General features: G+C 59.8%; 23 protein-coding genes. 4 read left to right on the top strand and 19 right to left on the bottom strand.

Features of this window, described 5'->3' with window-relative positions; translation table 11 throughout:
* Positions 1-17: 17 nt before the first annotated feature.
* On the bottom strand, positions 18-1,658 hold the full coding sequence (locus DT23_RS10210; protein ID WP_038130943.1) for a L,D-transpeptidase family protein: 1,641 nt from the start codon (positions 1,656-1,658) through the stop codon (positions 18-20).
* 311 nt (positions 1,659-1,969) lie between these two features.
* Between DT23_RS10210 and mepK the strand changes: the two genes are divergently transcribed.
* On the top strand, positions 1,970-2,524 hold the full coding sequence (mepK, locus tag DT23_RS10205; RefSeq protein WP_420804688.1) for a peptidoglycan L,D-endopeptidase MepK: 555 nt from the start codon (positions 1,970-1,972) through the stop codon (positions 2,522-2,524).
* A 253-nt stretch (positions 2,525-2,777) separates the two neighbouring features.
* Here the strand turns inward: mepK and DT23_RS10200 are convergent, their stop codons facing one another.
* Together DT23_RS10200 and DT23_RS10195 are read right to left on the bottom strand one after the other, a co-directional pair.
* Complete coding sequence (locus DT23_RS10200) at positions 2,778-3,425, bottom strand: cytochrome b/b6 domain-containing protein (protein ID WP_038130939.1); 648 nt, start codon at positions 3,423-3,425, stop codon at positions 2,778-2,780.
* Complete coding sequence (locus DT23_RS10195; RefSeq protein WP_038130937.1) at positions 3,418-5,130, bottom strand: tetrathionate reductase family octaheme c-type cytochrome; 1,713 nt, start codon at positions 5,128-5,130, stop codon at positions 3,418-3,420. The genes DT23_RS10200 and DT23_RS10195 overlap by 8 nt, the downstream gene beginning before the upstream one ends.
* Before the next feature lie 244 nt (positions 5,131-5,374).
* On the opposite strand from DT23_RS10195, the gene DT23_RS10190 reads away from it, so the two are divergent.
* Positions 5,375-5,947, top strand: coding sequence for a DsrE family protein (locus tag DT23_RS10190; protein WP_038131135.1), 573 nt, complete (start codon positions 5,375-5,377; stop codon positions 5,945-5,947).
* A gap of 48 nt (positions 5,948-5,995) precedes the next feature.
* Here DT23_RS10190 and lpxB read toward each other — a convergent pair whose 3' ends face one another.
* The 13 genes from lpxB to pyrH form a co-directional block, all read right to left on the bottom strand.
* The gene (gene lpxB / locus DT23_RS10185; protein ID WP_038130935.1) at positions 5,996-7,147 is read right to left on the bottom strand and encodes a lipid-A-disaccharide synthase; all 1,152 of its coding nucleotides are present in this window, start codon (positions 7,145-7,147) and stop codon (positions 5,996-5,998) included.
* Complete coding sequence (locus DT23_RS10180; protein WP_038130934.1) at positions 7,144-7,962, bottom strand: LpxI family protein; 819 nt, start codon at positions 7,960-7,962, stop codon at positions 7,144-7,146. The genes lpxB and DT23_RS10180 overlap by 4 nt, the downstream gene beginning before the upstream one ends.
* Complete coding sequence (gene lpxA, locus DT23_RS10175; RefSeq protein WP_038130933.1) at positions 7,959-8,756, bottom strand: acyl-ACP--UDP-N-acetylglucosamine O-acyltransferase; 798 nt, start codon at positions 8,754-8,756, stop codon at positions 7,959-7,961. The genes DT23_RS10180 and lpxA overlap by 4 nt, the downstream gene beginning before the upstream one ends.
* Positions 8,757-8,761: 5 nt before the next feature.
* A complete protein-coding gene (gene fabZ, locus DT23_RS10170; RefSeq protein WP_038131133.1) occupies positions 8,762-9,223 on the bottom strand; it encodes a 3-hydroxyacyl-ACP dehydratase FabZ in 462 nt (153 codons plus the stop codon).
* A 102-nt stretch (positions 9,224-9,325) separates the two neighbouring features.
* Complete coding sequence (locus DT23_RS10165; RefSeq protein ID WP_051697209.1) at positions 9,326-10,123, bottom strand: OmpH/Skp family outer membrane protein; 798 nt, start codon at positions 10,121-10,123, stop codon at positions 9,326-9,328.
* A gap of 13 nt (positions 10,124-10,136) precedes the next feature.
* Positions 10,137-12,386: an outer membrane protein assembly factor BamA gene (gene bamA / locus DT23_RS10160; RefSeq protein ID WP_156023917.1), complete on the bottom strand. Its 2,250-nt coding sequence runs from the start codon at positions 12,384-12,386 to the stop codon at positions 10,137-10,139.
* A 230-nt stretch (positions 12,387-12,616) separates the two neighbouring features.
* A complete protein-coding gene (locus DT23_RS19510) occupies positions 12,617-12,790 on the bottom strand; it encodes a hypothetical protein (RefSeq protein WP_156023916.1) in 174 nt (57 codons plus the stop codon).
* Positions 12,791-12,908: 118 nt separating this feature from the next.
* Complete coding sequence (gene rseP / locus DT23_RS10155) at positions 12,909-14,252, bottom strand: RIP metalloprotease RseP (RefSeq protein ID WP_038130931.1); 1,344 nt, start codon at positions 14,250-14,252, stop codon at positions 12,909-12,911.
* A gap of 3 nt (positions 14,253-14,255) precedes the next feature.
* Complete coding sequence (gene dxr / locus DT23_RS10150) at positions 14,256-15,434, bottom strand: 1-deoxy-D-xylulose-5-phosphate reductoisomerase (protein ID WP_038130930.1); 1,179 nt, start codon at positions 15,432-15,434, stop codon at positions 14,256-14,258.
* Positions 15,435-15,437: 3 nt separating this feature from the next.
* On the bottom strand, positions 15,438-16,235 hold the full coding sequence (locus DT23_RS10145) for a phosphatidate cytidylyltransferase (RefSeq protein WP_038130928.1): 798 nt from the start codon (positions 16,233-16,235) through the stop codon (positions 15,438-15,440).
* Entirely contained in the window at positions 16,232-16,990 is a 759-nt protein-coding gene (gene uppS, locus DT23_RS10140) for a polyprenyl diphosphate synthase (protein ID WP_081847088.1), read from the bottom strand. Before uppS ends, DT23_RS10145 begins: the two co-directional genes overlap by 4 nt.
* Positions 16,991-17,008: 18 nt before the next feature.
* Positions 17,009-17,572 (bottom strand): ribosome recycling factor, encoded by a 564-nt coding sequence (gene frr, locus DT23_RS10135; protein ID WP_038130926.1) that lies wholly within the window; start codon positions 17,570-17,572, stop codon positions 17,009-17,011.
* 81 nt (positions 17,573-17,653) lie between these two features.
* Positions 17,654-18,385 carry a UMP kinase gene (gene pyrH, locus DT23_RS10130; RefSeq protein ID WP_038130924.1) on the bottom strand — a complete coding sequence of 244 codons (732 nt, stop codon included), beginning with the start codon at positions 18,383-18,385 and terminating at the stop codon, positions 17,654-17,656.
* A gap of 112 nt (positions 18,386-18,497) precedes the next feature.
* Here pyrH and miaA point away from each other — a divergent pair, with 112 nt between their 5' ends.
* Together miaA and DT23_RS10120 are read left to right on the top strand one after the other, a co-directional pair.
* Positions 18,498-19,403, top strand: coding sequence for a tRNA (adenosine(37)-N6)-dimethylallyltransferase MiaA (gene miaA / locus DT23_RS10125; protein ID WP_240473587.1), 906 nt, complete (start codon positions 18,498-18,500; stop codon positions 19,401-19,403).
* Positions 19,404-19,505: 102 nt separating this feature from the next.
* Positions 19,506-20,387, top strand: coding sequence for an AraC family transcriptional regulator (locus tag DT23_RS10120; protein ID WP_240473586.1), 882 nt, complete (start codon positions 19,506-19,508; stop codon positions 20,385-20,387).
* 87 nt (positions 20,388-20,474) lie between these two features.
* On the opposite strand, the gene DT23_RS10115 is transcribed toward DT23_RS10120, so the two are convergent.
* The 3 genes from DT23_RS10115 to adh all read right to left on the bottom strand — a co-directional run bounded on the left by DT23_RS10115 (position 20,475) and on the right by adh (position 25,555).
* Positions 20,475-22,694, bottom strand: a complete 2,220-nt coding sequence (locus DT23_RS10115; RefSeq protein ID WP_051697208.1) for a methyl-accepting chemotaxis protein — start codon at positions 22,692-22,694, stop codon at positions 20,475-20,477.
* Between the two features lie 147 nt (positions 22,695-22,841).
* The gene (gene adhP / locus DT23_RS10110; RefSeq protein ID WP_038130923.1) at positions 22,842-23,870 is read right to left on the bottom strand and encodes an alcohol dehydrogenase AdhP; all 1,029 of its coding nucleotides are present in this window, start codon (positions 23,868-23,870) and stop codon (positions 22,842-22,844) included.
* Between the two features lie 158 nt (positions 23,871-24,028).
* Entirely contained in the window at positions 24,029-25,555 is a 1,527-nt protein-coding gene (gene adh / locus DT23_RS10105; protein ID WP_038130921.1) for an aldehyde dehydrogenase, read from the bottom strand.
* Between the last annotated feature and the right edge of the window lie 26 nt (positions 25,556-25,581).

The following is a 25,581-nucleotide window of genomic DNA, read 5'->3' as shown; positions in this document are numbered from 1 at the left end:
TGCCCGCGTTCCTAGATTTAACCCTTTGACCCGGGCAATTCCACCCCGGCGCGCTGCAACGCTGTGAAAAGCGTCGCGTCACGTCCGTATACATCGCGGCGATACTCCACATGGCCCGAGGGCGTGGGCCACGCGGTGAAATACACCAGATGCACCGGCACGGGTTGCTTCAACGGCACCGTGGTTTCGCGCCCGGAATTCAGGATGCGCTGGAATTCCGCGCGCGGATCATCGCTTTGCGCGCCCAGCAAAACATAGGCCAGATCAAAGGGTTGCCCGACACGCACGCAACCATGACTAAAGGCGCGGCTCTCTTTTTTAAACAACGACTTGGACGGCGTATCGTGCAGATAAATGTTCCACTTGTTGGGAAACAAAAATTTCACCAACCCCAGCGCATTGCGGTTCGAGGGCGGCTGTTTCATCGCGAAGGGAAAATTGCGCGCGCTATAGGCTGCGAAATTCACCGCCGAGCGCGGCACCACACGCCCACGCGAGTCGATCAGATCCAACTGCCCCGCCGCGTTGGGATTGCGCTGCATCATCGGCAGGTATTCTTTGGTCACAATTGAACGGGGCACATGCCACGCGGGGTTGATGACCATCCGCTCCATCTCATCGGAAAACTCGGGCGTGCGCCGGTCGGAATTATTCTGCCCCACCACCGTCACCGAGCGGAACGTAGTCTTGCCATCATCGACCACACGCACCGAGAAATCGGGGATATTCACCCAGACGTAGCGCCCCGACAGATCCAGCCCGTTCAACCAGCGCACCCGCTCCAACGCGACAAGGATCGACTTCATCCGGTCTTCGGGCGATTGATTGATCTGCTTCAGCGTGCCTGCGCCCGCCACACCATCGGGCGTCAGCCCCTGATCGGCCTGATAGGCTTGCACTGCCTTTTGGATATTGGCGTCATAAACAGCCGTGGCCGAGCGCCCGAGATACCCCATCTTCTGCAAGCGGTCGCGCAGCGCGATCACCGCGGGGCCGGTATCACCGGGCTGCAATTTCTTGGCCGAAACACGTGCGCCCCAGCCGCCCTCACCCAGTTGCGCTTGCAGATCCAGCTTGGCTTTCAAAAGCTGCGCATATTGAGGCATTTTCGGCGCCAGGTCGCGGATGAACAGCGCCGGGTTTGCACTCGCGGCAAAAGCCGTCAAACGCGCCTGCGGATCGGCGCGCAGCGGCTCGCGCTTGATATCAGATAGCACTTTATGCGGATCAAGCACGCCATGCGAAACGTCATGGGCGTAATCCAAAAAGACCTTGCTCAGCGCGACTTCCAACAAACCGCGCTGGCGTTCCGACTGCACCGAACCAAACCGCGCGCGCAACGCTTTGGGGTCATAATGCGCTTGTGGCAAGCCCTGCATCCCCGACACATCAAGCGCGGAAAACAGCGCGGCGCGGCGCGGCGCATCATCGGCAGAGGTCCAGATTGGGCGGTAATCGCGCGCGGCGTAAAACGCCGCAAGCGCGGGATCAGAGGCGGCCGCCTCGGCAATTGCCTGCGTGAAACCGCTAAGCTCAATACCGCTGACGGGCGACATCGCGCCTTGAGCTGCGATCTGCGCGGTTCCCTGCGCGAACGCTCCAAGCGCCACACCCGAAACTGTTGCCGCAAGCGCAATTGCGCGCAAACCGAACACCATAAGACTGCCCCAACACTACTAAACCCATCTTTGATCTTTCAAATTTGGGGCCGTGAGTCCAGAAAAGCTTTGACAAATCGGGGTAAAATCGGCGCGCATCAATCGAAAGATGCACCAACGCAACAGCTTTGATTATAGCGCTAACCGGCGAGATTTTGCCGATTTTTGATCACGCGAGCGTGTGCGACAATTCGATTCTTTATCGTTAGAATGGTCTATGCCATAACGGTGCCACAGTTTGGGATTATGCTTTCGTTAGTCGCCCGACCAACAGGGTGAAATGAGAGACAGGCAACGACAGGACAATGAGCATGACGACATTTTCCCGGCGCGGAGTATTGGGCGCCTTCGCCGCGACCATGGTAACCGCAGCGCCGACGATGAGCAGCGCATTTGGTCTTCTTAAAGGTGCTGGCGATATCCGACGTATTCGCATGTATAACGGGCGCACGGGCGAAAGCCTTGACACCGTTTACTGGATTGAAGGGGAGTACATCCCCGAGGCGCTGAAGGAAGTGACCTATTTCGCCCGTGACTGGCGCACCAATCAGCTCAAGACGCTTGACGCGCGCACGATCGATATCGCTGCCGCTGCGCATAACCTGATGGATATCAACGAACCCTATCTGCTGTTGTCGGGCTATCGTTCGCCCAAGACCAACGCAATGCTGCGCTCGCGCTCCAAAGGGGTTGCGAAACATTCGCTGCATATGGAAGGCAAGGCCACCGACCTGCGTCTCAAATCGCGCTCGGTCAGCCAAATGTTCCGCGCCGCCTCGGCCTGCCATGCTGGTGGTGTTGGCAAATATTCGCGCTCGAATTTCGTGCATATGGATTGCGGCCCCGTGCGCCATTGGGGTGCCTAAGCCCGCCATCTTCTAGACAGATCCCGAAATAGCGTCGCTCTCGCGGCGCTTTTTCTTTTGCGCTATTGTCCGGATATTCAGCTGAAGAAGACATCCTCCCCAGCGCATCACCTACGACAGGCAAGCCGCAGGCCACCCTTTCATCTGGCCAGAAATACTCCCGCCGGAGGCTTCGACACAGGCCAAGCCGTGCGCCATGAAAAAGGGGCCTCTGGAAACAGGGGCCCCTTTTGCGTTGAATGATCCCGCCGCGTCAGTCGATGATCCGCCCGGTCTGACGGAAATACGCCTCTGCTTCGGGGGTCAGATCGACCTGCTCATACCCCGTCACCATCGGGCGCACATGGTGGCGGAAGCCCCCGATCGTCAGCAGATAGACATGGATCACCACAAAGCTGGCAATCGCGAAGGCCGCAAGCACGTGGAAGTTTGCAATGATCTGCAGCAAAAAGCTGCCGCCATCCAGATGATCCCAAAACCCGTAGCTCAGATACGCGATGCCAGAGATCCAGATCGCGGGGAAAAGCGCCGATTTCAGCACGAAATAAGACGCAGCCTGAAGCGGGTTATGACGATGCTCAAAGCTTTTGTGGTAAGGATGTTTCTCGCCCTTAAAGACGCCATAGGCGTAAAAGCGCGAGACCTGCCACATCCCCGACAGCCGCGGCACGAATTGCCGCCAGCCCCCCGTAGTGAACAGCCAGAACGTTGCAAACGCCCATAGCAGCAAAAGCGCCAGCGCCACCACCGTATGCACCACGACCGCAAGGCCGAACGGACCCAACTGATGCAACCCCAATAGCCGCGCACCGGTGAAAAACAGCAGGAAGATTGAAACAACCTGCGACCAGTGCCACAGCCGGTTGAACCGCGAATAGACCTTAACGCAACGCTCAGCCATGATGGTCCCCTTTTCCTTTAGCGCGAGAAATGACACGCAGCAGCCCGTGACCAAATGCGCCCAGTATAGCCATCAGGAATATCGCCAGACCGATTTTGCCGCCCAGATTGATACCGGCACCGGGCACGTAGATCCCTGCAAGATTGGCCATCCGACCGTCCTGCGCGTGACAGCTTTCACAGCTCACCGCGTCTTCTTTGGGCGCGACCATATGGGTGATCGGCCAATACATGTAGGTATCGACGAACCCGAAATCGCCCGAATACTCCAGCCCGACATAGTCCATCCCGGCCTTGAGCGATTTCTCCCAATCGTAATATTGCCACAGCGCCGTGCCATCGCCCGGACCATAGACATGGTTATAGAGCAAGACATCGCGCTGCTTGTCATAGGCTTGCGAGCCATCAAGGCGCTTGAACGGGAAGATCCGACTATCCGCAGCGCCCGGCGTGCCGCCGATCTTGTTGATTTCGACAACCTTGGAGGGATCAATTTTCTCCTCGGGCATCGTGTAGGTCATCTCGCCATTGGACCATGCGTAGGTCGGCACGACATCCTCGCCATACTCGAAATCACCCTTGATTGTCAGATAGGTATGCAGGTGCTCGCCATTGCCTTGAACGTAATTCTCTTCCGAATAGGGCTTGCCGTCTTTCAACTTACCAGCCGTCGACCAGTCCCATTTCATCTTGGTCGCAACACCGCCACGCGCAAAACTGGGGATGTGGCAGGTCTGACAGGCCAGCGTATCGGTGTGATCGTTCAGCTTGGCCGCGATCAGCACGTTTGGCCCCTTATGTGGTGTGTCGGAATGGCACGACTGACACGCCGCTGCATCATGACCCGCGCCCGCCATGCGGTCGGGATGGGGGTCAACCACATCCGTTTCATAGCGCGAGCCTTCAAACACGTGCTTGTCCGACACATGGCAGGTGGCGCACACAAAATTGCCGCCATCGGGGGACATATGCACATCGACATCGCGCGGCGGATCAAACAGCACCGAGCTGAGATCGCCGTGCTTTACGTTATCGCCGCCACCGCCGTAGAAGTGGCAATTGCCGCAATTATCGCGCCCCGGAGGCGGGCCAACCGATTGCGCAGCCTCGGCCAGATCGACGGGCCAAGCGGGTTCGCCCGTAATGGTCTTGGCCCCGGTTGCGACCGGCTCGAGCGGAGGCTCGCCTGCCAGATTGTCCTGCTTGGTATATTGGCCCGATTTGTCATGGCACACGAGACAATCGACCTTGGTCGGATCATCGGGCATTTCGGCGCGAACATCTGTCCAGCCATAACCAGTGTGACATGACGTGCAGCGCACCTCGTTAGAGGCGACATTGCCGCAAAACGCGTTCATCTCATGCGCTTTGCCCAGCAGTTGCCCGGTCTTTTCGTTCTGGTATTCCCATTTCCAATGCACCGAATGCATCACCTGATTGCCCGCCTCGGTATGGCAGGACAAGCAGGCCTCGGTGACCTGAGTGCCAGAGGCGAACGGCCCCTTGAGCTTCATGAATTTCGAGTGATCAGCCGTGCTCTTGGAAACCGGGTCGCTCATATGAGCAGGCGTCGGCCCGGCGGGGCGCGATTGCGCACCGATTGCGGGTGTCTCTTCCGCGGGGGTGGCTTGCTGCGCATATGCAGGTAGCTGGCCCAAAATTACGGCTGAGACGAGTGCCGTAATCCGCAACGCGGTCTGTCTCATCAGTGCTCCAATTGCAAACGGCCGTGGGGGCGAATTTTCAAATTGCAAGGCCTCAGCCTCACGATTGCGCGAATTTCCGTAAATATCAAGTGACCAACTGTCGCACCAAATTGTCACAAAAGCCTTAACAAGCGTGAAACTGCGTGTTGGAACGATGCTTTATAGCATGGGTTATCAGGGTATCTGCGCGCGCAGGCTTGGCGATTGGCGCATTTTTCGTCCGCAAGAGTTCAGGAGTTTTTTCATGTTCAGAATGTCTCAAATGCTTATCGCAAGCACATTCGCCCTTGGTCTTGGCGCGTCCGGCGCGGTCGCAGCCGGCACGGATGCCAGCGCCAAAACGGTTTGGGTTAATCCGGTTGTTAAGGATTACGGGCGGATGAATCCGGTTCCCAACGGCGCGCTGCAACCCGACCCCGATAAGACCTGGAAGGTGGTTTTCGACGTGAATAACGGCTCATCCGATAGCGACGGGGTGAATTCTGCGCTTTGGCATGTGGCGCGCGCGGTCAATGTCTATGCCGAGGCGGGCGTGGATCACGAGCACCGTAAATTCGCCGTGGTGCTGCATGGCGGGGCAACGAAAGACGCGCTGTCAGCCGAGGCCTATAAAGCGAAATTCGGCCAAGATGACCCAGATACCAAGCTGATCAAAGAGCTCGCGGCGGCAGGCGTACATTTTTACGTCTGCGGGCAGGCACTGGCCGATAACGGCTTTACGCCCGATCAAGTCAGCAGCCATGTCGATGTCGCGCTCTCGGCGCTTGCGGCAGTGCCCGTGCTGGAAAGCGAAGGCTATCAACTGTTCGAAATGTAAGCGTTAAAGCAACGCGCCCGGTGGCGTCACAATCATCGGTCGCGTGGCTTAACCCTTGTTGAGGAACTCTAGAACCGAGCGCGCGGCGCGCAGGCCCGGTGCCTCGCCCCCCTCGCCCAGCCGCGCCATCGTCTCTTCCATCGCGGCCATCTGCTCATTGCGCGCGCCGTCTTGTTCGAGCACTTCCAACATCTTGCGCGAAATCATCCGAGGCTTGCAGTCCGGCCCCAGAAATTCCGGGATCGCACGCGTGTCCGACACCAGATTGACCAGCGTCACCGTGTCGATCTTCATCAAATGCCAGATCAGATGCCATGTCAGGAAATTCGCATCATAAGCGATCACCATCGGCACCCTGTTCGCCGCCAGCTCAAGGCTCACCGTCCCCGAGGCCGCAAGCGCGATATCGGCGGCGGCAAAGGCGGCGCGCTTATCTGCCGAGTGCTCAACCACGATCGGGGCGATAGGCCAGCGCGCGCTCATCTCGCGCACCATCGGCGCGACGCCATGCACCGTCGGCAGCACCACGCGCAAACCCGGCTCGCGGTCGCGCAATTGCATCAGCGCCTCGTCAAAGCGCTTGCCCAGACGTTTGACCTCTCCCGCGCGCGAGCCGGGCAGACACAGCGCAAGCGGCTGATCGGCACCGATCATATGGGTCTCGCGAAAGGCGGCGGCCTCAGCCTTGCTCGCGCGCGGCTCGGCGACCACAGGGTGGCCAACGAAATCGCAGCTCATCCCGGCGGCCTGCATAAAGGGCGGCTCAAACGGCAGCAGTGCGAGCACATGATCCACCACCTGCGCCATCTTCGTCGCACGCCCCGGACGCCACGCCCAAACCGAGGGCGCAACGTAATGTATCACCTTGAGATCAGGCAGTTTTTCACGTGCAAGCCGCGCCACGCGCAGGCAGAAATCGGGGCTGTCGATGGTAATCAGCGCATCGGGGCGCATCTCGATCACCGCCTGCGCCGTTTGTGCGATACGCCGCTTGAGATGGCGGTATTTCGGCAGAACCTCCATCACGCCCATGACCGACAATTCCGCCATATCAAAGCGGCTTTGCAAGCCCTGCTCGGCCATGTCCGGCCCGCCGATACCCTGCCATTCGATCCCCGGCGCAAGCTGCGCCAAACCCGCCATCAGCGCCCCGCCAAGCTTGTCCCCCGAGGCCTCGCCTGCGATCACAAACAGCTTCATGGCGCACAGGCCCATAGAAACAGATCGGCGGCGCGCGCCGCTTCGATCACCGCATCACGGTCAAGCAACATCACGCCGCCTGCCTCAAACGCAATGCCTGACAATCCGGCAGCGGCGGCGTTTACAACCGTTTGCACCCCGATGGCCGGCAGATCGGCGCGGCGATCCTGATTAGGTTTCGGAGCCTTGAAAAACACCCCGCGCACTGATTTAAGATCATCCCGCAAGCCTTTGTGAAGGCGCACGAAATCCAACATCGCATCGGTGCCTGGTAACGTCTCTACCGCCAGACACAAACCACCCGCGACAACCGCGCCCTGACCGATATCGGCGCGGCCCAGATCGGCGACGATGGCCGCTGCACGCTCTGCATCGGCGTGGTCACGATCAGACGGCGCACCGCAGATCACACCGGGGGCACAGACCAGATCGGGCGCAATTTCATGTGCGCCCACGACCTTGAAATCCCAGTCCTCGAAGATCTCGATCACTGCACGCAGCGTCGCGTCATCGCCTGCCTGCATCGCCATCGCCAGACGTGGCACAAGCTGCGCCGAGCGAGGGTCGATCATCTCCATATCAACATGCGGACGCTGCAACGCGCCGGCAAACACCACCCGCTTGATGCCGCGATCTGCGAGCGTATCGAGAAAGGGCACCAACCGCTCAATGCGAAAGCGCAACGTGTCGGGCGTGCCGATGTCGCTGGGCGTGCCCTCCATCTCGCAAACCAACACCCCCGGCGCGGCGCGCGCAATCAGACCGGGCAAGGCACCCTGCCCTGCGATCACAGCGATATCGGCCCCGCCGCTCATTTATGCGGCGTCAGAAAGCTGCGATCAGAGGGGCCGAGGATGAACTCCAGCACTTCGCGCGCCAGATCGCCCTTCACCTCCCCTTCGGACAAATCACGCGCCGTTTCGCGAAAATTACCCTTGGAAAGTTCAGCGAATGTTGCGCGCAACGCCGACAGCTCCTCACGCGAAGTGCCGCGACGCTTGAGACCCACCAGATTGAGCCCCTCAAGCCCCGCGCGCGGCCCCGCAACAAGCGCGTGGGGAATAACATCGGCCGTCACCATCGAGAGCGCGCCAATAATTGCGCCGCGCCCGATGCGCACGAATTGATGCACCCCCGACAAACCGCCCACGATCACGTCATCTTCCAGCACGCAATGCCCCGCCACCGCGACCGAATTCACCAAGATCACCCGGTCGGCAATCTTGCAGTCATGCGCGACATGGCAGGACGACATGAACAGCCCGTCATCGCCCACCTGCGTCAGCCCGCCGCCGCCCTCGGTGCCGGTGTTCATCGTCACATATTCGCGGATGCGGTTGCGCGCACCAATTTTCAGTCGCGTCTTTTCGCCTTTGAATTTAAGGTCTTGCGGGATCTGGCCGAGCGAGGCAAACGGAAATACCTCTGTTTCATCGCCAATTTCGGTGGCGCCCTGAATGACCACATGGCTGTGCAGCACAACCCCGCGCCCCAGCTTAACCTCGGGGCCGATCACGCAGAACGGGCCGATCCGGCAATCGGGGCCGATCACGGCCCCGTCCTCGATCACCGCCGAGGCGTGGATTTGCGCGCTGGCATCAATGCTCATGCGGCTCAGTCCTGCAGGTCCATCATCGCGGTGAACTCGGCTTCGCAGGCCAGCTCTCCGTCAACCAGTGCGCGGCCCTCAAACTTCCAGATCTTGCCGCCACCGCGTTTGACCGTGACGTGCAGCTCCAGCACATCGCCGGGCACAACCTTGCGGCGGAATTTGCACTTGTCGATGCCCATGAAATAGGTCAGCAGATCGCGATCCACCACATTGAGCGAAATCCCGACCACAACAGCTGAAGTCTGCGCCATCGCCTCGACAATAGTGACGCCGGGCATGATCGGCATGTCAGGGAAATGGCCTTGGAAATGCGGCTCGTTACAGGTCACGTTCTTGATCCCGACAGCGCCCTTCATCGGCACAATGTCGCGCACCTTATCGATCAGCAGGAACGGGTAGCGATGGGGGATGATGCGCTTGATCAGAGACAGATCGGCTTCGGTGTAGGGGGCGGGTTCGGTCATCGCAAAAGGCTCCTTCAACTCAGACCGCATCCGGTGCGGCCCGCTCGATTGAATTGTTGCTAGCAACGGATCAGGGGCTTGGCAAGGATTGCCGGGACAAGATCAGTTCTGCGTCTTGGGCTTGCCCAGCCCGAATGGCGGGGTCGGGTCGGGCGGATCGCCGCCATTAAGCGCAGGATCGCCGCCGGTTTTTGCCTTTGTGTTCAGGCTGTCATCGACATAAACGCCGCCCTCTTTCGCCTCAGCCGAATCCGCCGGCGCGCCCGCAGATTTATCCGCGCCATCTTCGGGCGTCGCATCCTTGGCATCTGGGCTTTGCGCCCCGGCAACCGGCACGCTGGCTTGCACCCGTCCTGCCCCGTCCCCAACTTCTGCATCAATTCGTTTGCCAAGCTGCTCGGTCACATCCGCCGAGGACAGCCCGCGAATGATCACCCGCGAATCCAGCACGACCTCGGCATTGCGCGCGTGCAGCACCTCGTCAAGCTTGGGCATCACCGCTTGCAAAAACCCCTGCCGCTCGTTGTTGATCTGCTGCTGAATCGCTTCGGATTTGGCTTTTTGCGCGGCACGGATGGCCGTGGCGCGTTTGTCAAACGCATCCGCTGCAGCTTGAAATGCGGCCGGGTCCATCTTGGGGCGGCGATCGGTCAGATCGCGTTCTTCGGCCTCAAGCTGGCTTGCGATGCGGTTGTTTTCGGTGCGCAGATCATTCGAGGCGGCCTCAATTTCACGCGCGACCCGCTTGCCCCAAAGCGACCCTGTATAAAGCCGTTCCCAATCAAGCGTCAAAACCGGGGTTTGAACGCCCGCCGGAGCGGGCGCATCAGCGGCCTGTTGCGCAAGCCCCGGCACGGCGAAACTTGTCATCACCAAAGCCAGAGCAAGCGCAGTTTTCATCCGGTCAACCCAATCAGAATTGCGTGGACAAAGTCAGGTCGAAGTTCTGCGTGTTGTCGTAATCTTCTTTCTTGATCGCGCGCGAGAAGTTCAGGCGCAGCGGGCCGATGCCCGAGTTCCAGAAGATCGACACGCCAACGGCGGAGCGCACATGCATGGAGTCGTCAACGGGATCTGTTCCCGCTGTATTATCAAGCCCCCAGACAGACCCGACATCCCAGAACACGCCGCCGGTGATGCCGTATTCTTCGGGCAGACCAATCGGGAATTGCGCCTCGACCTTGCCGACCCAGTAGTAGTTCCCGCCCAGTGCATCTTTGTTTTTCGCACCAAGATCACGCGGACCGATGCCGTAGCTTTCAAAGCCGCGGACCTGGCTGCCGCTGTAGCGCTGCAAGATCGTGGTGCCGCCCGAGGCATGGACCGCGCCGCCCTCTAGCGAGGCACGCAACGTGACCTCTTCGTTCATGATCTTGCGCTCGCCCTGAATCTTGGCCGAGGTAATGCCGCCGGTAATATCGCCACCCAGCCCCCAGAAATCCTGCGAGACCGAGAACTTCATGTTGTAGCGCGGGTCGATCTGGTCAATCGAGGTATCGAAGGTGTAGGTATAGCCCAGACCGGAATAGACCTGCTTGCCCAAGTTTTTTTCTTCGTCAATCAATATCTGAGAAGAGTCGGTCGTATTGACGTTTTTCAGCTCATCCTGGCCGACCTTATAGCGCACTTCCAGACGACCCCGCTCGGACACGGGGAACTCAAACGCTGGCGAAATCGACATGCGTTTGGTGTCGTAATAGGTGTTCGAAGCATCGCTTGAGGTGGTGTAATAGGCCCCAAACGAGAATTTCACGTTACGCCCCAAAAAGCGCGGCTCGACAAAGCGCAGCGAGGACGAGTTGTTATCCGACGTCGTGCCCAGCGACAGACCCAAGAACTGCCCACGCCCGAGGAAGTTGTTTTCCTGCAGAGACGCGTTCAGCCCGATCCCGTCGCTTGCGCTGTAGGACGCCCCAAACCCAAGAGAGCCGGTGGGCTGCTCTTCAACGTTGACGTCAACCACGACCTGATCGGGCGAAGAGCCCTGCTTGGTGCTGACATCGACATTCTTGAAATAGCCCGTGGCGCGAATGCGATCTGCGGCGTTCTTGATCTCACGCGGGTTATAGGCGTCGCCCTCAACAGTGCGGAATTCGCGCCGCACCACCCGGTCAAGCGTGCTGGTATTGCCTTCAATATCAATGCGCTGCACGAAGACGCGCGGCCCGCGCACCAATGCGAATGTCACGTTGACCGCTTGCGTGCGCGGATCTTCGGTGATGCGCGGATCAACACGCACGAATTGCTGGCCATCCCTGATGGCCTGCTGCTCCATCCGCGTTACGGCCAGTTCGATCGCTCTGGGCGAATAGGTTTGCCCGGCACCGATCTTTGTCAGCTTGTCGTATTGCGCAACGTCCAACCCGGGAATTTCCGAGACCGTATTGACCGCGTTGAAGTGGTATTTCTGCCCTTCGATCACGTTGAAGGTCATGTAAAAGGCGTCACGTTCGCGCGTCATCTGCGAGGACACACCCGTAACCTGCGCATTTTTGTAGCCACGCGCCCGATAGAAATCGAGAAGCTTTTGCTGATCGACAGGAACACGATTGGCGTTAAAGGTGTCGTTCTTGACGAAAGTGCGGAAGATACCGGCCTGCTTCGTCTCCAACACCTGACGCAAACGGCGGTCGGAATAGGCGCGGTTGCCGGTGAAGGTCACGCGCTCGACCGAGGTGATCTTGCCTTCTTTTACCTCGAACGCGACATCAACGCGGTTGTCCGCACGACGGATCACTTTGGGCGTGACGCGCGCGGCCATGCGACCATCTTGTGCATAGGCCTGCACGATACGCTGGGCGTCGGCCTCAACCTCTGAGGGTTTGTAAACGCGGTTCGATTTGCTTTTCACCATAGTGGCCAACTGCTCATCCTTGATGCGCTTGTTGCCCTCAAAGTTGATCACGCTGATCGTGGGATATTCCTGCACCTGGATCAGCAACGTGCGACCCTGCGGCGTCAAAGACACGTTCTCAAACAGGCCCGAGCCGGAAATGCGTTGATAGGCGGCATTCAGATCGGCGGATGAGACCGGTTGATTGCGCGCGATTCTCGCATAGGTCAGGATTGTTGCGGGCTCGATGCGTTCGTTACCCACCACCTTGACCGAAGAGAAACTGTATTGCTGTGCCTGCGCCACCTGCGGCATGGCCATCCAAGCCATTGCCACCGCTGGGAAAACAGCGCTCGCCCGAAGGGCGTTTCGCGTCGCACAGATTCTGAGCATTGATTGCAAGCCGATCGACATCGCCCTCTCCCGCCTGTATTCACTTTTCTTTGGTAAAGTGACTACCGAAGCGAACTCGCGTTGTCAAAGTCCTGTGCTCCTCTAAGGCGCAACTATTTGCGGTAGGTTACGCCAAGGACACAACTGATCGAAAGTTATACGGGTCTTTAGATGCGATTCAGCGATGCCGGATCAATGCCAAGCACGTCAATCAGTTGCATACCAATGACGCCCGCGCCCAACAAAGCGATGATGATGGCGACGGGGATCAACAGGCGATCCGAGATGATCTCAAAGATAACGCCCATTCCGCGATAGCTTTCGGCAATCATCATAGACATGGTTCAACCCTCCGTTGGCGCAGATTGGCGCAAGCAAAGGGGTACAAACACAAGATGGCGCAATTCGGGGCCAATTGGGGCAAAATTACGGCATCTGCGCAATTTGCCCCCTAACCTCCTAGCAGGTGATGTCGTTCCACAAGCCAAACAACATCAACGTCGCCACCAGCGCCAAGCCGACCGACATGAACAGGTTCATCAGCCGTTCCGAGGGCGGCTTGCCCGCAATCGCCTCATAGGCGTGAAACATCAGATGCCCGCCATCCAGTATCGGTATCGGAAACAGGTTGAGAAACCCGACCGCCGTGGACAGCACCGCGATGAACCAGATGAATTCGACGGGGCCAGACTTTGCTGCCGCTGCCGAGGTCTCCGCGATCCGCAGCGCGCCCGACAGATTGCACGACGAAATTTGCTGCGCAATCATCGCCTTGATGCCCGAAACCGATTGCGCGACAATGCCGTAAGTCGATTTCACCGCACCCGTAAGCGCATCCACCGGACCCACCGAAACCGTGATTGGGGTGAACATGTAGCTGCCTGTCGCCCCGATCAGAAACCGCGTTTCAAAACCACCCTCGCCATTGGGCAGATCGGTGCGTCGCGGCACAAGCGTGACGTTGAACTCTTTCGGCGCGCCCGTTTTTTCGGGCCGCCAGATCGACAGCTCCATCGGCGCACCCGCGCCTGCCTTCACCGCATCTTGCAACTCGGAAAACTGCCAAACCGGAGTGCCATCAATCGCGGTGATTACATCGCCTCCGCGCAGCCCCGCATCATAGGCCGCCGATCCCGGCGAAACGCCCGTAAAGCGCGCGGGGAACAGTTGCGGGCCGCTCACATCAAGCGTTTTTCCTTCACGTTCAACGGTGTAGTTCACCGTTGCCCCCCCAGGCAGAGCGTTACTCGCATCCTCCAAATCGGCGTAATCTGTGATTTTGACACCGTTGACAGCCACGATCTTGTCATCATGCTGCAACCCGCCCGCGCCTTGAGGTAACGCCACGATGGTATCGATATCGGGCGTGTCGGTCGCCTGCCCGCTCCACATCGACAGCCCGGTGATAATCGCAATCGACAGGATAAAGTTGAACACCGGGCCCGCCGCAACGGTCGCCGCGCGCGCCCAAAGCGGGGCGCCATGCATCGTGTGGCGTCGCTCGGCCTCGCTGAGCTGCGCCATCTCTTCTTCATCTGCCCCAGCCGAGGCCGCATTCGCATCGCCCAAAAACTTGACATAGCCACCCAGCGGGATCGCCGCGATCTGCCAGCGCGTGCCATGTTTATCCACGCGGCTCAGCAGCTTGGGGCCAAAGCCAAGCGAGAACACCTCGGCCTTGATGCCCGACCAGCGCCCGACGATATAATGGCCAAACTCATGCACCGCCACGATGATCGAAAGCGCAACGACAAACGCGACAATGGTATAAAGCAGATTGCCGAATTGGGGCAGAAGTTCCAAAGCCTAAATCCTTTTTTGATCACACAGCGCGAAGGCCAGCCTGCGCGCCTCGCCATCGGTGTGCAGCACGTTATCAAGGCTCATCGCGGCATTTCCAAGGCCCTGACGCGCACTCATTTCATCTAAGACCTGCTCCACCACGCGGCTCATATCGAGAAAGCCGATCCGCCCTGCGATGAACAAATCGAGCGCGGCCTCTTTAGCGGCATTAAACGCAGCCCCCGCCATCCCGCCGATCTCCATCACCTCGCGCGCAAGGCGCAAAGCCGGATAGCGCACGGGATCAGGGGCGCGAAACTCGAGTTGGCCGATCTTAGCCAGATCAAGGCGCTCGACGGGCAGCTCACGCCGCGCGGGCCAGTTCAGCGCATAGCCAATCGCGTGGCGCATATCGGGCACGCCCATATGCGCCATCAGCCCGCCATCGTTAAACCCCACCAGCGCGTGAACGATGGATTGCGGATGCACGACGACCTCGATCCGATCCGGCGACATGGCGAAAAACTCTTTCGCTTCAATGACCTCCAAGGCCTTATTAAACATAGATGCGGAATCAATCGTGATGCGCTGGCCCATGTCCCAATTGGGGTGAGATGAGGCCTGCGCAACCGTCGCGCTTGCCAGCTTATCCATCGGCCAGTCACGAAACGCCCCACCCGAGGCGGTGATGATGATGCGCTCGACCGCAGCGATATCCTCGCCCACAAGGCCCTGAAAAATCGCGGAATGTTCGCTGTCCACGGGCAGGATTGTGGCACCATGCGCGCGCGCCTCGCCCAGCAACAAAGGCCCCGCCGTGACCAGCGATTCCTTATTGGCCAGCGCCAGCGTGCGCCCTTGCGACAGCGCCGCAAACCCCGGAGCCAGCCCCGCCGCGCCGACAATCGCCGACATCACCCAATCGGCGGGGCGATGCGCGGCCTCAACCAGCGCCTCGGCGCCAGAGGCCACCGCAATCCCGCTGCCTGCAAGTGCCGCAACCAGATCGGCGTAGCACTCATCATAAGCGGTCACGGCGATCTCGGCGTGCAGCGCACGCGCCATCTCGGCCAGCCGTGTGACATTACGCCCGCCAGTTAGCGCGACCGTGTGAAACGCCTCTGGCCCGCCTTGGCGCATCAGCAAATCAAACGTGCTTTGCCCAATCGAGCCCGTCGCCCCGAAAATCGAAATCCTGCGCATCGCTTAGCCTTCCGTCAGCGGCAGCGGCATCACTTGCGTCAACACAATAAGCACCACCACCGCCCCGATCAGCGCATCAAAGCGATCCAGCACACCGCCATGTCCCGGGATCAGCGCAGAGCTGTCCTTAACCCCGGTCGAGCGTTTGAGCGCGCTTTCCACGATATCGCCCATCTGACCCGCAAAGGCGAGCAACGGCGAGATCCAGATCAGCGAGGTCGCCGCCCCGAACTGCACGAAAACCACCCCAACCAGCGCCGCGCCAACCCAGCCCGCAACCGTGCCAGACCATGTTTTCTTCGGTGACACCTTGGGCCAGAATTTCGGCCCGCCCAGCATCCGACCCACGAAATACCCAGCAACATCAGAGACAACGACGATCACGACGATCCAGAAGATGATGGTCAGCCCCGCGCCTTCACGCAGCGCCACCAGCCCATAGCCCGTCAGCATAATCGCAAACGCATAGGCCGCGCTCACCAAACGCCGCCCGCGCGCATAGACAAAGGCAAGGATCGGCACAATCAGCAGGAAAATCAGCCCGAACGGATTGTGCAGCCAGAACACTGCCACCAGCACCGCCGCCGCGACAATCCCCAGCCCAACCGCATTGGCCGCGCGATCGGGCGCAAGCATCATCATCAATTCCCAGACCATCAGCGCGCTCACCAGCACGGCAAGCCCGGCAAAAACCGGTCCGCCAAGCCAGATCGCCAGCACGCCCACGACGATCATCGCAATGCCCGACGCGGCACGCGGGACAAGATCGCCCCATTTGCCGCCAATCTTGGGCGCGCTCACGTTTTGACCCCGCCAAAGCGGCGCTCGCGACTGCTGAACCGCGCGAGAATATCGGTGAGTTCTTGCACCGTGAAATCCGGCCAGAGCGTTTCAGTGAATTCATATTCGGCGTAAGCCGCCTGCCAGGACAGAAAATTCGAAATCCGCGTCTCGCCCGAGGTGCGGATCACCAGATCGGGGTCGGGCATGCCAACGGTATCAAGGCGCGCCGCCAGCGCGTCGTCGTCGATGTCCTCAGCCGCGATGCGGCCCTCGGCACAATCGAGCGCCAACTGGGCGGCGGCGCGGCGCAATTCATCGCGGCCCCCGTAATTGATCGCAACCGCCAAGGTCAGGCGCGTGTTGGTCTTGGTGCGCGCCTCGATCGTGTCCATCGTTTCGCGCAACGCGGGATCAAGCCGCGAGCGATCGCCGATAAAGCGTAGATGCACGCCTTCCGCCGATAGCGCATCCGCCTCGCGCCGGATCATGAAGCGAAACATCTTCATCAGGCCCAGCACTTCGATCAAGGACCGCTTCCAGTTCTCGGTGGAAAACGCATAGATCGTCATGTAGCGGATGCCCAGATCCGGCGCTTCGCGCACGATTTTCTTGATCTGTTCGGCGCCTTTGCGATGGCCCGCAAGACGTGGCCAGCCGCGCTTTTTAGCCCAACGCCCGTTGCCATCCATGATGATTGCGACATGGCGCACGCCATAATCGGTCATCTCGGGTTGCACGGGCGTCTTGGCCGTCTTTTTACTTTGCAGCGCCATAGGTGGGGTTCTTTCGCCTCAGACCTGCATGATTTCGGCTTGCTTGCCCTCAAGTGCCTTATCCACCAGCGCGGTGTGGGTATCGGTCAGCTCTTGCACAGAGGTTTCCCAGAACTTCACGTCATCCTCGGACATGCCATTGCCCTTGGCCTTCTTGATCTGGTCCATCCCGTCGCGGCGCACATTGCGGATCGCGACGCGCGCGCTTTCGGCGTATTGCGCGGCGACCTTGGTCAGCTCGCGGCGGCGTTCCTCGTTCAGCTCGGGGATCGGCAGCATGATGATCGTGCCATTGGTCTGCGGGTTGATCCCCAGACCCGACTCGCGGATCGCCTTTTCGACCTTGTTGACCAAGCCCTTGTCCCACACATTGACCGTAACCATGCGCGGCTCGGGAACGTTCACGGTGCCGACCTGGTTTATCGGGGTCATCGTGCCATAGGCATCCACCATCACCGGATCCACCATCGAGGCCGAAGCCCGACCGGTACGCAGTGATGCAAATTCATGTTTCAGCGACGCCATGGCACCTTTCATGCGGTGCTCAAGGTCATCAGTGTCGATCTCAATCTCGTCGGACATTGTTCGTTTTTCCGTCTTGGTTGCGGCCTCGGGCTTTGGTTTAGCGCAGTGGCGAGGCGAAAGATAGCATTTGCGTAGCGCTTAGCCCTGCACAAGCGTGTAGGTGCCCTGCCCTGCAAGAATGCCGCGAAAGCCGCCCGGCTCATCAAGCGAGAACACGATGATCGGCTTGTTATTGTCACGCGCCAAAGCAATCGCCGAGGCATCCATGACGCCCAGATTCTTTTGCAGCACGACATCGTAGCTGACCGTGTCATAGCGCGTCGCATCGTCGAATTTCATCGGGTCTTTGTCATAGACGCCATCAACCTTGGTGCCCTTGAAGATCGCTTCGCAATTCATCTCATTGGCGCGCAGGGTCGCGGCGGTGTCGGTGGTGAAATACGGGTTGCCCGTGCCTGCCGCGAAAATACAGATCCGCTGCTTTTCAAGGTGGCGTACGGCTCGGCGGCGGATATAGGGCTCGCAAACCTCATCCATCGGGATCGCGCTGATAACGCGGGTGTGCACCCCCAAAGCCTCTAGCTGGGCCTGCATGCCAAGCGCGTTCATCACCGTCGCCAACATACCCATGTAGTCGGCGGTCGTGCGCTCCATCCCCTGCGCGGACCCCGCCAGACCGCGGAAAATGTTTCCCCCGCCAATCACCATGCAAATCTCGACGCCCAGATCATGGACCGATTTGACCTCTTGAGCGATGCGCGCAACGGTCGGGGGATGCAGGCCGTAGCCCTGATCGCCCATCAACGCCTCACCCGAGATCTTCAAAAGGACACGTTTATACTTGGGTTTCGGATGGGTCTCGTCGCTCATGGTGTGTCCCCTCAGGTCAGACGGTTGTCATCGGCGCGCAAAATGTCGCAAATGGGGGCCGGGTTCAACCTCTCGTGCCGAGGGATCGCACCCGTTTTACTCTTGTGACCCTGTGATCGGCTGTAACACCGTGCAAAACCTGCCTGAAATCGCTTCAAATATCCCCGTTTTGATCGCCGGACCGACCGCCAGCGGCAAATCCGCGCTGGCCTTGGAAATTGCGCAATCGGCGGGGGGCGTGGTGGTTAATGCCGATGCGCTGCAGGTTTGGTCGTGCTGGCGGGTGCTGTCAGCGCGCCCCTCGGTGGCGGAAGAAACCCGCGCGCCCCATCGCCTTTATGGCCACATCGCGCCGGGGGCGGAGTATTCCGTGGGCCACTGGCTTAAAGAGGTGGCGGCGATTTTGGCCGATCACGCCCAAGGCGGTCCGCGACCGATCATCGTGGGCGGCACGGGGTTGTATTTCACCGCGCTGACCCAAGGTCTGGCGCAAATCCCCCCGACGCCGCCTGCCATCCGCGCCGAGGCCGACGCGCGGCGCAACCAAGACGGGCATGGCGCGCTGCTGGAAGAGTTGGACGCAGCAACCCGCGCGAAAATCGATACGCAAAACCCGATGCGGGTGCAGCGCGCCTGGGAGGTGCTGCGCGCTACCGGCGAAGGGTTGGCAAGTTGGCAAGCGCGCACCCCCGCGCCGCTGTTGGCACTTGAGGATTGTGTGCCGCTACTGCTCGAGGCCGATCGCGACTGGCTCGCCGAACGTATCGACTGGCGCTTTGATCTCATGCTGGAACAGGGAGCTTTGGACGAGGTCGCAGCCGTCGCCCCCATTTGGCAGCCCGAGGCGCTGTGGGCGCGCGCCATCGGGGCCCCCGAACTGATCGCCTATCTGCGCGATGAGATCGATTTGAGCGAGGCGCGCAGCCGCGCACAGGCAGCTTCCCGCCAATATGCCAAGCGCCAACGCACTTGGTTTCGTGCTCGCATGAAAGCATGGCACAAGATCGCGTGTGCGTGACCGCGCCGCCACAGCGCAGCGGGTGTAATGTTGAAAAACGATTGGTTGAAAGCGGGTTACACAGTATTCTTCACGCGTTCGGCCAATCGAAAGATCGCAAAAGTGAAATTTTTCTCCACACCGCCGCTGTCGCAGTTCTCGCAATCCAAGCCCCGCGTGCCAGCCGTTGCATCCGGTGATGCCGGTGCCAGCTTGCCAAGCGCACCCTCGCTTGCGCGCGTCAGCCAGATCAGTCGTTTGGCCAAAGCCGGGCGTTGGCGGGTGGAGGCCATGCGCGCGCTGTCAGAGCCGTGCCTTTTGTGGTTCACGCGCGGTCAGGGCCGCATCACTTTGGGCGGCGTGACGCGCGGCTATGGCCCCAACAACGTGATTTTCATTCCCGCCGGAGTGATGCATTCCTACGAACTCGGCTCACAACCGCAAGGTCAGGTGGTGCATTTCGGGCGCGAAAGCGATCTCGTATTGCCCCATTCGGTGCAGCATTTGCGGGTGCGCGATGCGATTTCCCAAGGTGAGATCAGCTCCATTCTAGAGGCGGTGCAGCGCGAATTGGACAGCGAGCGTCCGGCTGCGGATCGCGCCTTGCAGCACCAACTTGGCCTGCTCAGCGTGTGGCTGGAGCGCCAGATTGCCAGCAACCAGACCGCCGCGATCCAAACTTCGGGGGCGCGTCGACTGGTGTCGCGCTACACAACGCTGGTTGAGCGCGACTTCCGCTCGGGTGTTGGCGTGGGTGACATGGCCGATGAGCTGGGCGTGACGGTGACGCATCTCACGCGCGCATGCCGTGAAAGCTGCAACAAAGGCGCGTCCGAGATGTTGCAGGAACGCAGACTATATGAGGCGCGCGAATTGCTGCGCGACACCAAAATTCCGGTGAAAGAGATCGCGGCAAGCCTTGGCTATACCAGCCCCGCCTATTTCACCCGTGCCTTCCACGCCAAGACTGGCAAGACGCCGATTGATTTTCGTCGCACCGGCTAAAGGCCGCGTCACCGCCTACACCAAAGCTTTAAGCAACAATTGCGCGGCCCCTACGTCATTTTTGACATAAGGCCCGCGCCTACCTTTCTATTGCGCCGCAATGACGGGGGCCAAATCCATCACGATGTCCAGCGTTGCGCGATCGGGCAAATTGAACGCGGCGACAGATCCCATCAAGCGCGCGCTTTCTCCTAGCATCGCTCGGCTCGCGGTCGTTGTGCGATCAAACATCGCCGCGCTGCGTTGGGTGGCCTGATCAAGCTGGTGGACTGCGGAGTTGATCTCGGAAATCCCGCTGGCTTGCTCGCCTGAGGATACGGCGATGGTGCTGACCCGATCGTGGATTTCGCGCACAGATGTTACGATCCGTCCCAGCGCCTCGCCGGTTTGACCAACCAAAGTGACACCGGATTGCACCTGCGCATCCGAAGACGCAATAAGTTCCGAGATTTCCTTGGCCGCATCAGAGGAGCGCTGCGCAAGTGCGCGCACTTCCGAAGCGACAACCGCAAAGCCACGTCCGGCCTCACCGGCGCGCGCGGCCTCAACCCCGGCATTCAACGCCAGCAGGTTCGTCTGAAACGCGATGTCGTCGATCACCGATGTGATGCGCGATATCGACTTGGCCGAGCTTTCGATCCCCGCCATCGCAGAGACTGCGTTTTCCACGATCTGCGCACCGCTTTCAGCATGTCCGCGCGCCTCATTGGCCAGCGAACGTGCCGATTGCGCCCCCTCTGCCGCCGATTGCACCGACACGGTCAACTCGTTCAGTGCCGCCGCCGTCTGTTCCAGCGTTGCGGCATTGCGTTCGGTCTGCTGGCCCAATTCGTCCGCCGATGAGGCGACTGATTGTGCCTCGGTATCGATAAGCTGGGCGCCCTGTTCGATTTCGCTAAGCGAGCGGGCAAGCTGGGCGACGGCGGCGTTGAAATCAAGGCGCAACTGTTCGTATTCGCCCGGCAAAGCCTCATCCAGCGTGGAGGCGAGATTGCCATGCGCCAACGCATGCAGCCCGGCGGCCAAGACCGACACGATGCGGGCCTGTTCCTCGAGCTGGCGGCGGGCGACGTCTTCGCGCTCGCGCAGGGCTGCTTGCTCTTCGGCCTCGACCTTGCGGCGCAAGACTTTGGCCTCTTGTTCGACCGCAGCTTGGCTTGCCGCAGCCTTTTCTGCCTCGGCAAGGCGGGTTTTTTCGGCCTGACGGGCGTTTTCTTCCTCAAGACGCAATGCGTCTTGCATTTGCGCGTTCTTTTCCAAGTTCTCGGCAAATACTGTCAGAGCGCGCGCCATTTCACCCAACTCGTCCTGGCGATGCGTCCCCTCGACTTTGATAGAAATATCGCCCTGCGAGATCGCTTGCGTCGCGCTGGCTAGACCCGAAATCGGGCGTACGATGGCCCCGCCCAACCGCCAGGCAATCAATGCGGAAATGACGAAAGACAGTGCGGCTAGCGCAAGAGAGATCTTTGTCATCATAGCATTTAGAGCGGTGACCTGCGTGGCCGGAGCCGCCATCGAAAACACACCGACCACATCGCCGCTATAGTCGCGAACGGCAAAGGCGCGCAGAAAGTTTTTCGCCCCGCCAAGATCGACATTGCCATCAAGCGAGCCGCCATCGCGCAGCTCTGTGAGTTCTGCGTCACTTAGGAAGGACGCGCTATCGCCGGTCTTTGCCAGCACTTTGGCAGGGCCTTGCGCTTGATAAGCGTAGTATTCGTATTGCACGCCTGTCGTTTTGGTAAGCTGATCAAGCAAGTTTTGCCCGACATTCAACCCGACCTCGACCGAGCCGACTTGGGCGCCCTGATGAAACACCGGGGCGACACCGCGCGCGCCGATTCCGGCGCTCCCCGATTCCAGCGCCATGATGGGCGTGCCAGTCGCATTCACATCGACCACGGTTTTGCGAAACGCCGACAGGTCATCGCCGCGTTTTTCAAGGTTGTGGATACGGATCAGCGACGTCGCGGGGGCGGTGTGAAACTGCAGTTGCTCAATCCCGGTTTCATCGCGCAAAACGGGCCAGTTTTTTGCCCAGATCGCCTCTAGCGCGCTATCGTCACGTGCGGCCATTGCCGCCTGCACCTGCGGCAACCCGGCAATGATCTTGGCGCGGTCCAGCGCCTCGCGTTCGGTCGCGGAGATCTTGTCCTTTAGTCGATTTGCCGCGCTGTTCGTCAGGTTGGCGCGCGTCATTTCTTCGACCTTGCCACTCATCCAGAACACCCCGACCTCCATCAGCGCGCAGGCAAGAAGCGCAACGAATATCGGCAGAATCAGGATTTGGCGGCGAAGGGTCATGACGTGGCTCCGATGGACGCGATGTCATCGGAATAGTCGCTATTCGCTAAGATCAGGTTTACGCATTTAATGCCTCGCACGCAGAAACATGCGCTGCGAAAAATATGTCGGGCGAGACGTAGTGCCCCGCCCGTTCAATAGTCGCACTTAAGCAGACATATCCAAAACGATCCGGCCATCAATTTTGCCTGCAATCATCTTGTCGAAAATGCCATTGATATCATCAAGCTTACCGGGGGCCGTGTGCGCATGCACCAGACCAAGTGCCGCAAATTCAAGGCTTTCTTTCAGATCAAGGCGTGTGCCCACGATTGAGCCGCGCACCGTGATACCCTCAAGCACCATATCAAAGATCGGCAGCGGAAAATCGCCCGGCGGCAAGCCGTTCATCGCAATCGTGCCGCCACGGCGCGCCATTTTGAGCGCCTGCGCGAAAGCAACGGGCGACACGGCCGTCACCAGCACGCCATGCGCGCCGCCGATCTCTTTGCGCAGATAGGCGCCCGGCTCGGTTTCCATCGCGTTGACGGTCACTTCGGCACCCAGTTCACGCGCCAGTTTCAGCTTGGCGGGATCGACATCAACGGCGGCCACATGCAGCCCCATCGCGCGCGCGTATTGCACTGCCATGTGACCCAAGCCGCCAATGCCCGAAATCGCCACCCAGTCGCCGGGTTTGGCCTCGGTCATTTTCAGGCCCTTATAGACCGTTACGCCAGCGCACAGAACCGGAGCAACTTCCAGAAAGCCTACATTATCAGGCAGATGACCGATGAAGTTCGGGTCGGCAATCGCGTAATCGGCAAAGCCGCCATTGACGGAATAACCGGTATTCTGCTGGCTTTCACACAGGGTTTCCCAGCCGCCAAGGCAATGCTCGCAATGCCCGCAAGCGGTGTAAAGCCACGGCACGCCAACGCGGTCGCCCTCTTTGACATTGCTCACGCCTGCGCCAACGCCCGAGACATAGCCCACACCCTCATGGCCGGGAATGAAGGGCGGGTTGGGTTTGACGGGCCAGTCACCATGCGCGGCGTGCAGGTCGGTGTGGCAGACGCCGCAGGCCTCGATCTTGACCTGAATCTCGCCGGGACCGGGTTCGGGAACGGGGGCATCCTCAATCACAAGAGGCTTGCCAAATTCGCGCACAACGGCGGCTTTCATCATCTTTGCCATCAGTTTGTCCTTTCAGTTTTGGGGGAGATCGAAACTCATACAGACACAGGCCTGCGACACAGCGCGTCGCAAAGCAGAAAAACCGGAGAAAATTGGGGAGAAAATCCAACCAAAGTGACAGGCAGCGAGGGTTACCCCTCACCGCCTGCCGGGGAGGATTAGAAGAACCCGAGTTTGTTCGGGTTGTAGCTGACCAGCATGTTTTTCGTCTGCTGGTAGTGATCAAGCATCATCTTGTGGTTTTCGCGACCGATGCCCGATTGCTTGTAGCCCCCAAACGCAGCATGCGCGGGATAGGCGTGGTAGTTGTTGACCCAGACCCGACCGGCCTCAATCGCGCGGCCAAAGCGATAGCAGGTGTTGGTGTCACGCGACCAAACGCCCGCGCCCAAGCCATACATCGTGTCATTGGCGATCTCGAGCGCCTCGGCCTCGTCCTTAAAGGTCGTGACCGACACGACGGGGCCAAAGATTTCCTCTTGGAAGACCCGCATCTTGTTGTGGCCCTTCAGGATCGTGGGCTGGATGTAATAGCCGTTGGACAGATCGCCGTTAAAGCGCGCAGCCGCACCGCCCGTCAGCACCTCGGCCCCCTCTTCGCGACCGATTGTCAGGTAAGAGAGGATCTTGTCTTGCTGCTGCTGGCTGGCTTGGGCCCCGACCATCGTCTCCATCAAACGCGGATCACCCTGTTTGATCGCCTCGACGCGGGCAATGCAGCGCTCCATGAAGGCTTCATAGATGTCTTCCTGGATCAGCGCGCGGCTTGGGCAGGTGCAGACCTCGCCTTGGTTGAAGGCAAACAGAACAAAGCCTTCGACCGCTTTATCCAAGAACGCATCATCCTTGGCCATCACATCGCTAAAGAAGATGTTGGGCGATTTGCCCCCCAGTTCCAGCGTGACGGGGATCAGGTTTTCAGTCGCGGCCTGCATGATCTTGCGACCCGTGACGGTGGACCCGGTAAAGGCGATCTTGGCGATGCGCTTGGAGCTGGCAAGGGCCGCCCCGACTTCAGCACCATAGCCGTTGACGATATTGAGCGCGCCGGCGGGCAGAATATCGGCGATCAGCTCGGCGAGAACCAGAATGGCGGCCGGGGTTTGCTCGGCAGGTTTCATCACGATGCAGTTGCCAGCAGCCAGCGCGGGGGCCAGTTTCCACGCCGCCATCAGGATCGAGAAGTTCCACGGGATAATCTGGCCGACAACGCCCAGCGGCTCGTGGAAGTGATAGGCGACCGTGTCTTCGTCGATCTGCGACATCGTGCCTTCCTGACCGCGCAGCACGCCTGCGAAGTAGCGGAAGTGGTCGATTGCCAGCGGAATATCGGCCAGCGTCGTTTCGCGGATCGGCTTTCCGTTGTCCCACGTCTCGGCAGCGGCCAGCAGGTCAAGATTTTCCTCAATACGGTCGGCGACTTTCAAGATGATGTTAGAGCGTTCTGCCGCCGAGGTCTTGCCCCAAGCGTCTTTAGCGGCATGCGCGGCGTCCAGCGCCAGTTCGAGATCGGCCTCGGTCGAATGGGCAACTTCGCACACCTTGCCGCCCGTGATCGGGGTAATGTTGTCGAAATACTTGCCCCCCACCGGATCGACGAATTTGCCGCCGATGAAGTTGCCGTAACGCTCGCGGAACGGTGATGTCATTACGCCTTTGAATTCTGCTGCCATGTCATTGGCCATCTGTCTTCCTCCCGAAAAAACGCCGC

It is taken from the genome of Thioclava indica (assembly GCF_000714545.1).
Taxonomy (GTDB): domain Bacteria; phylum Pseudomonadota; class Alphaproteobacteria; order Rhodobacterales; family Rhodobacteraceae; genus Thioclava; species Thioclava indica.
This window is presented reverse-complemented; position numbering and strand designations above follow the sequence as displayed.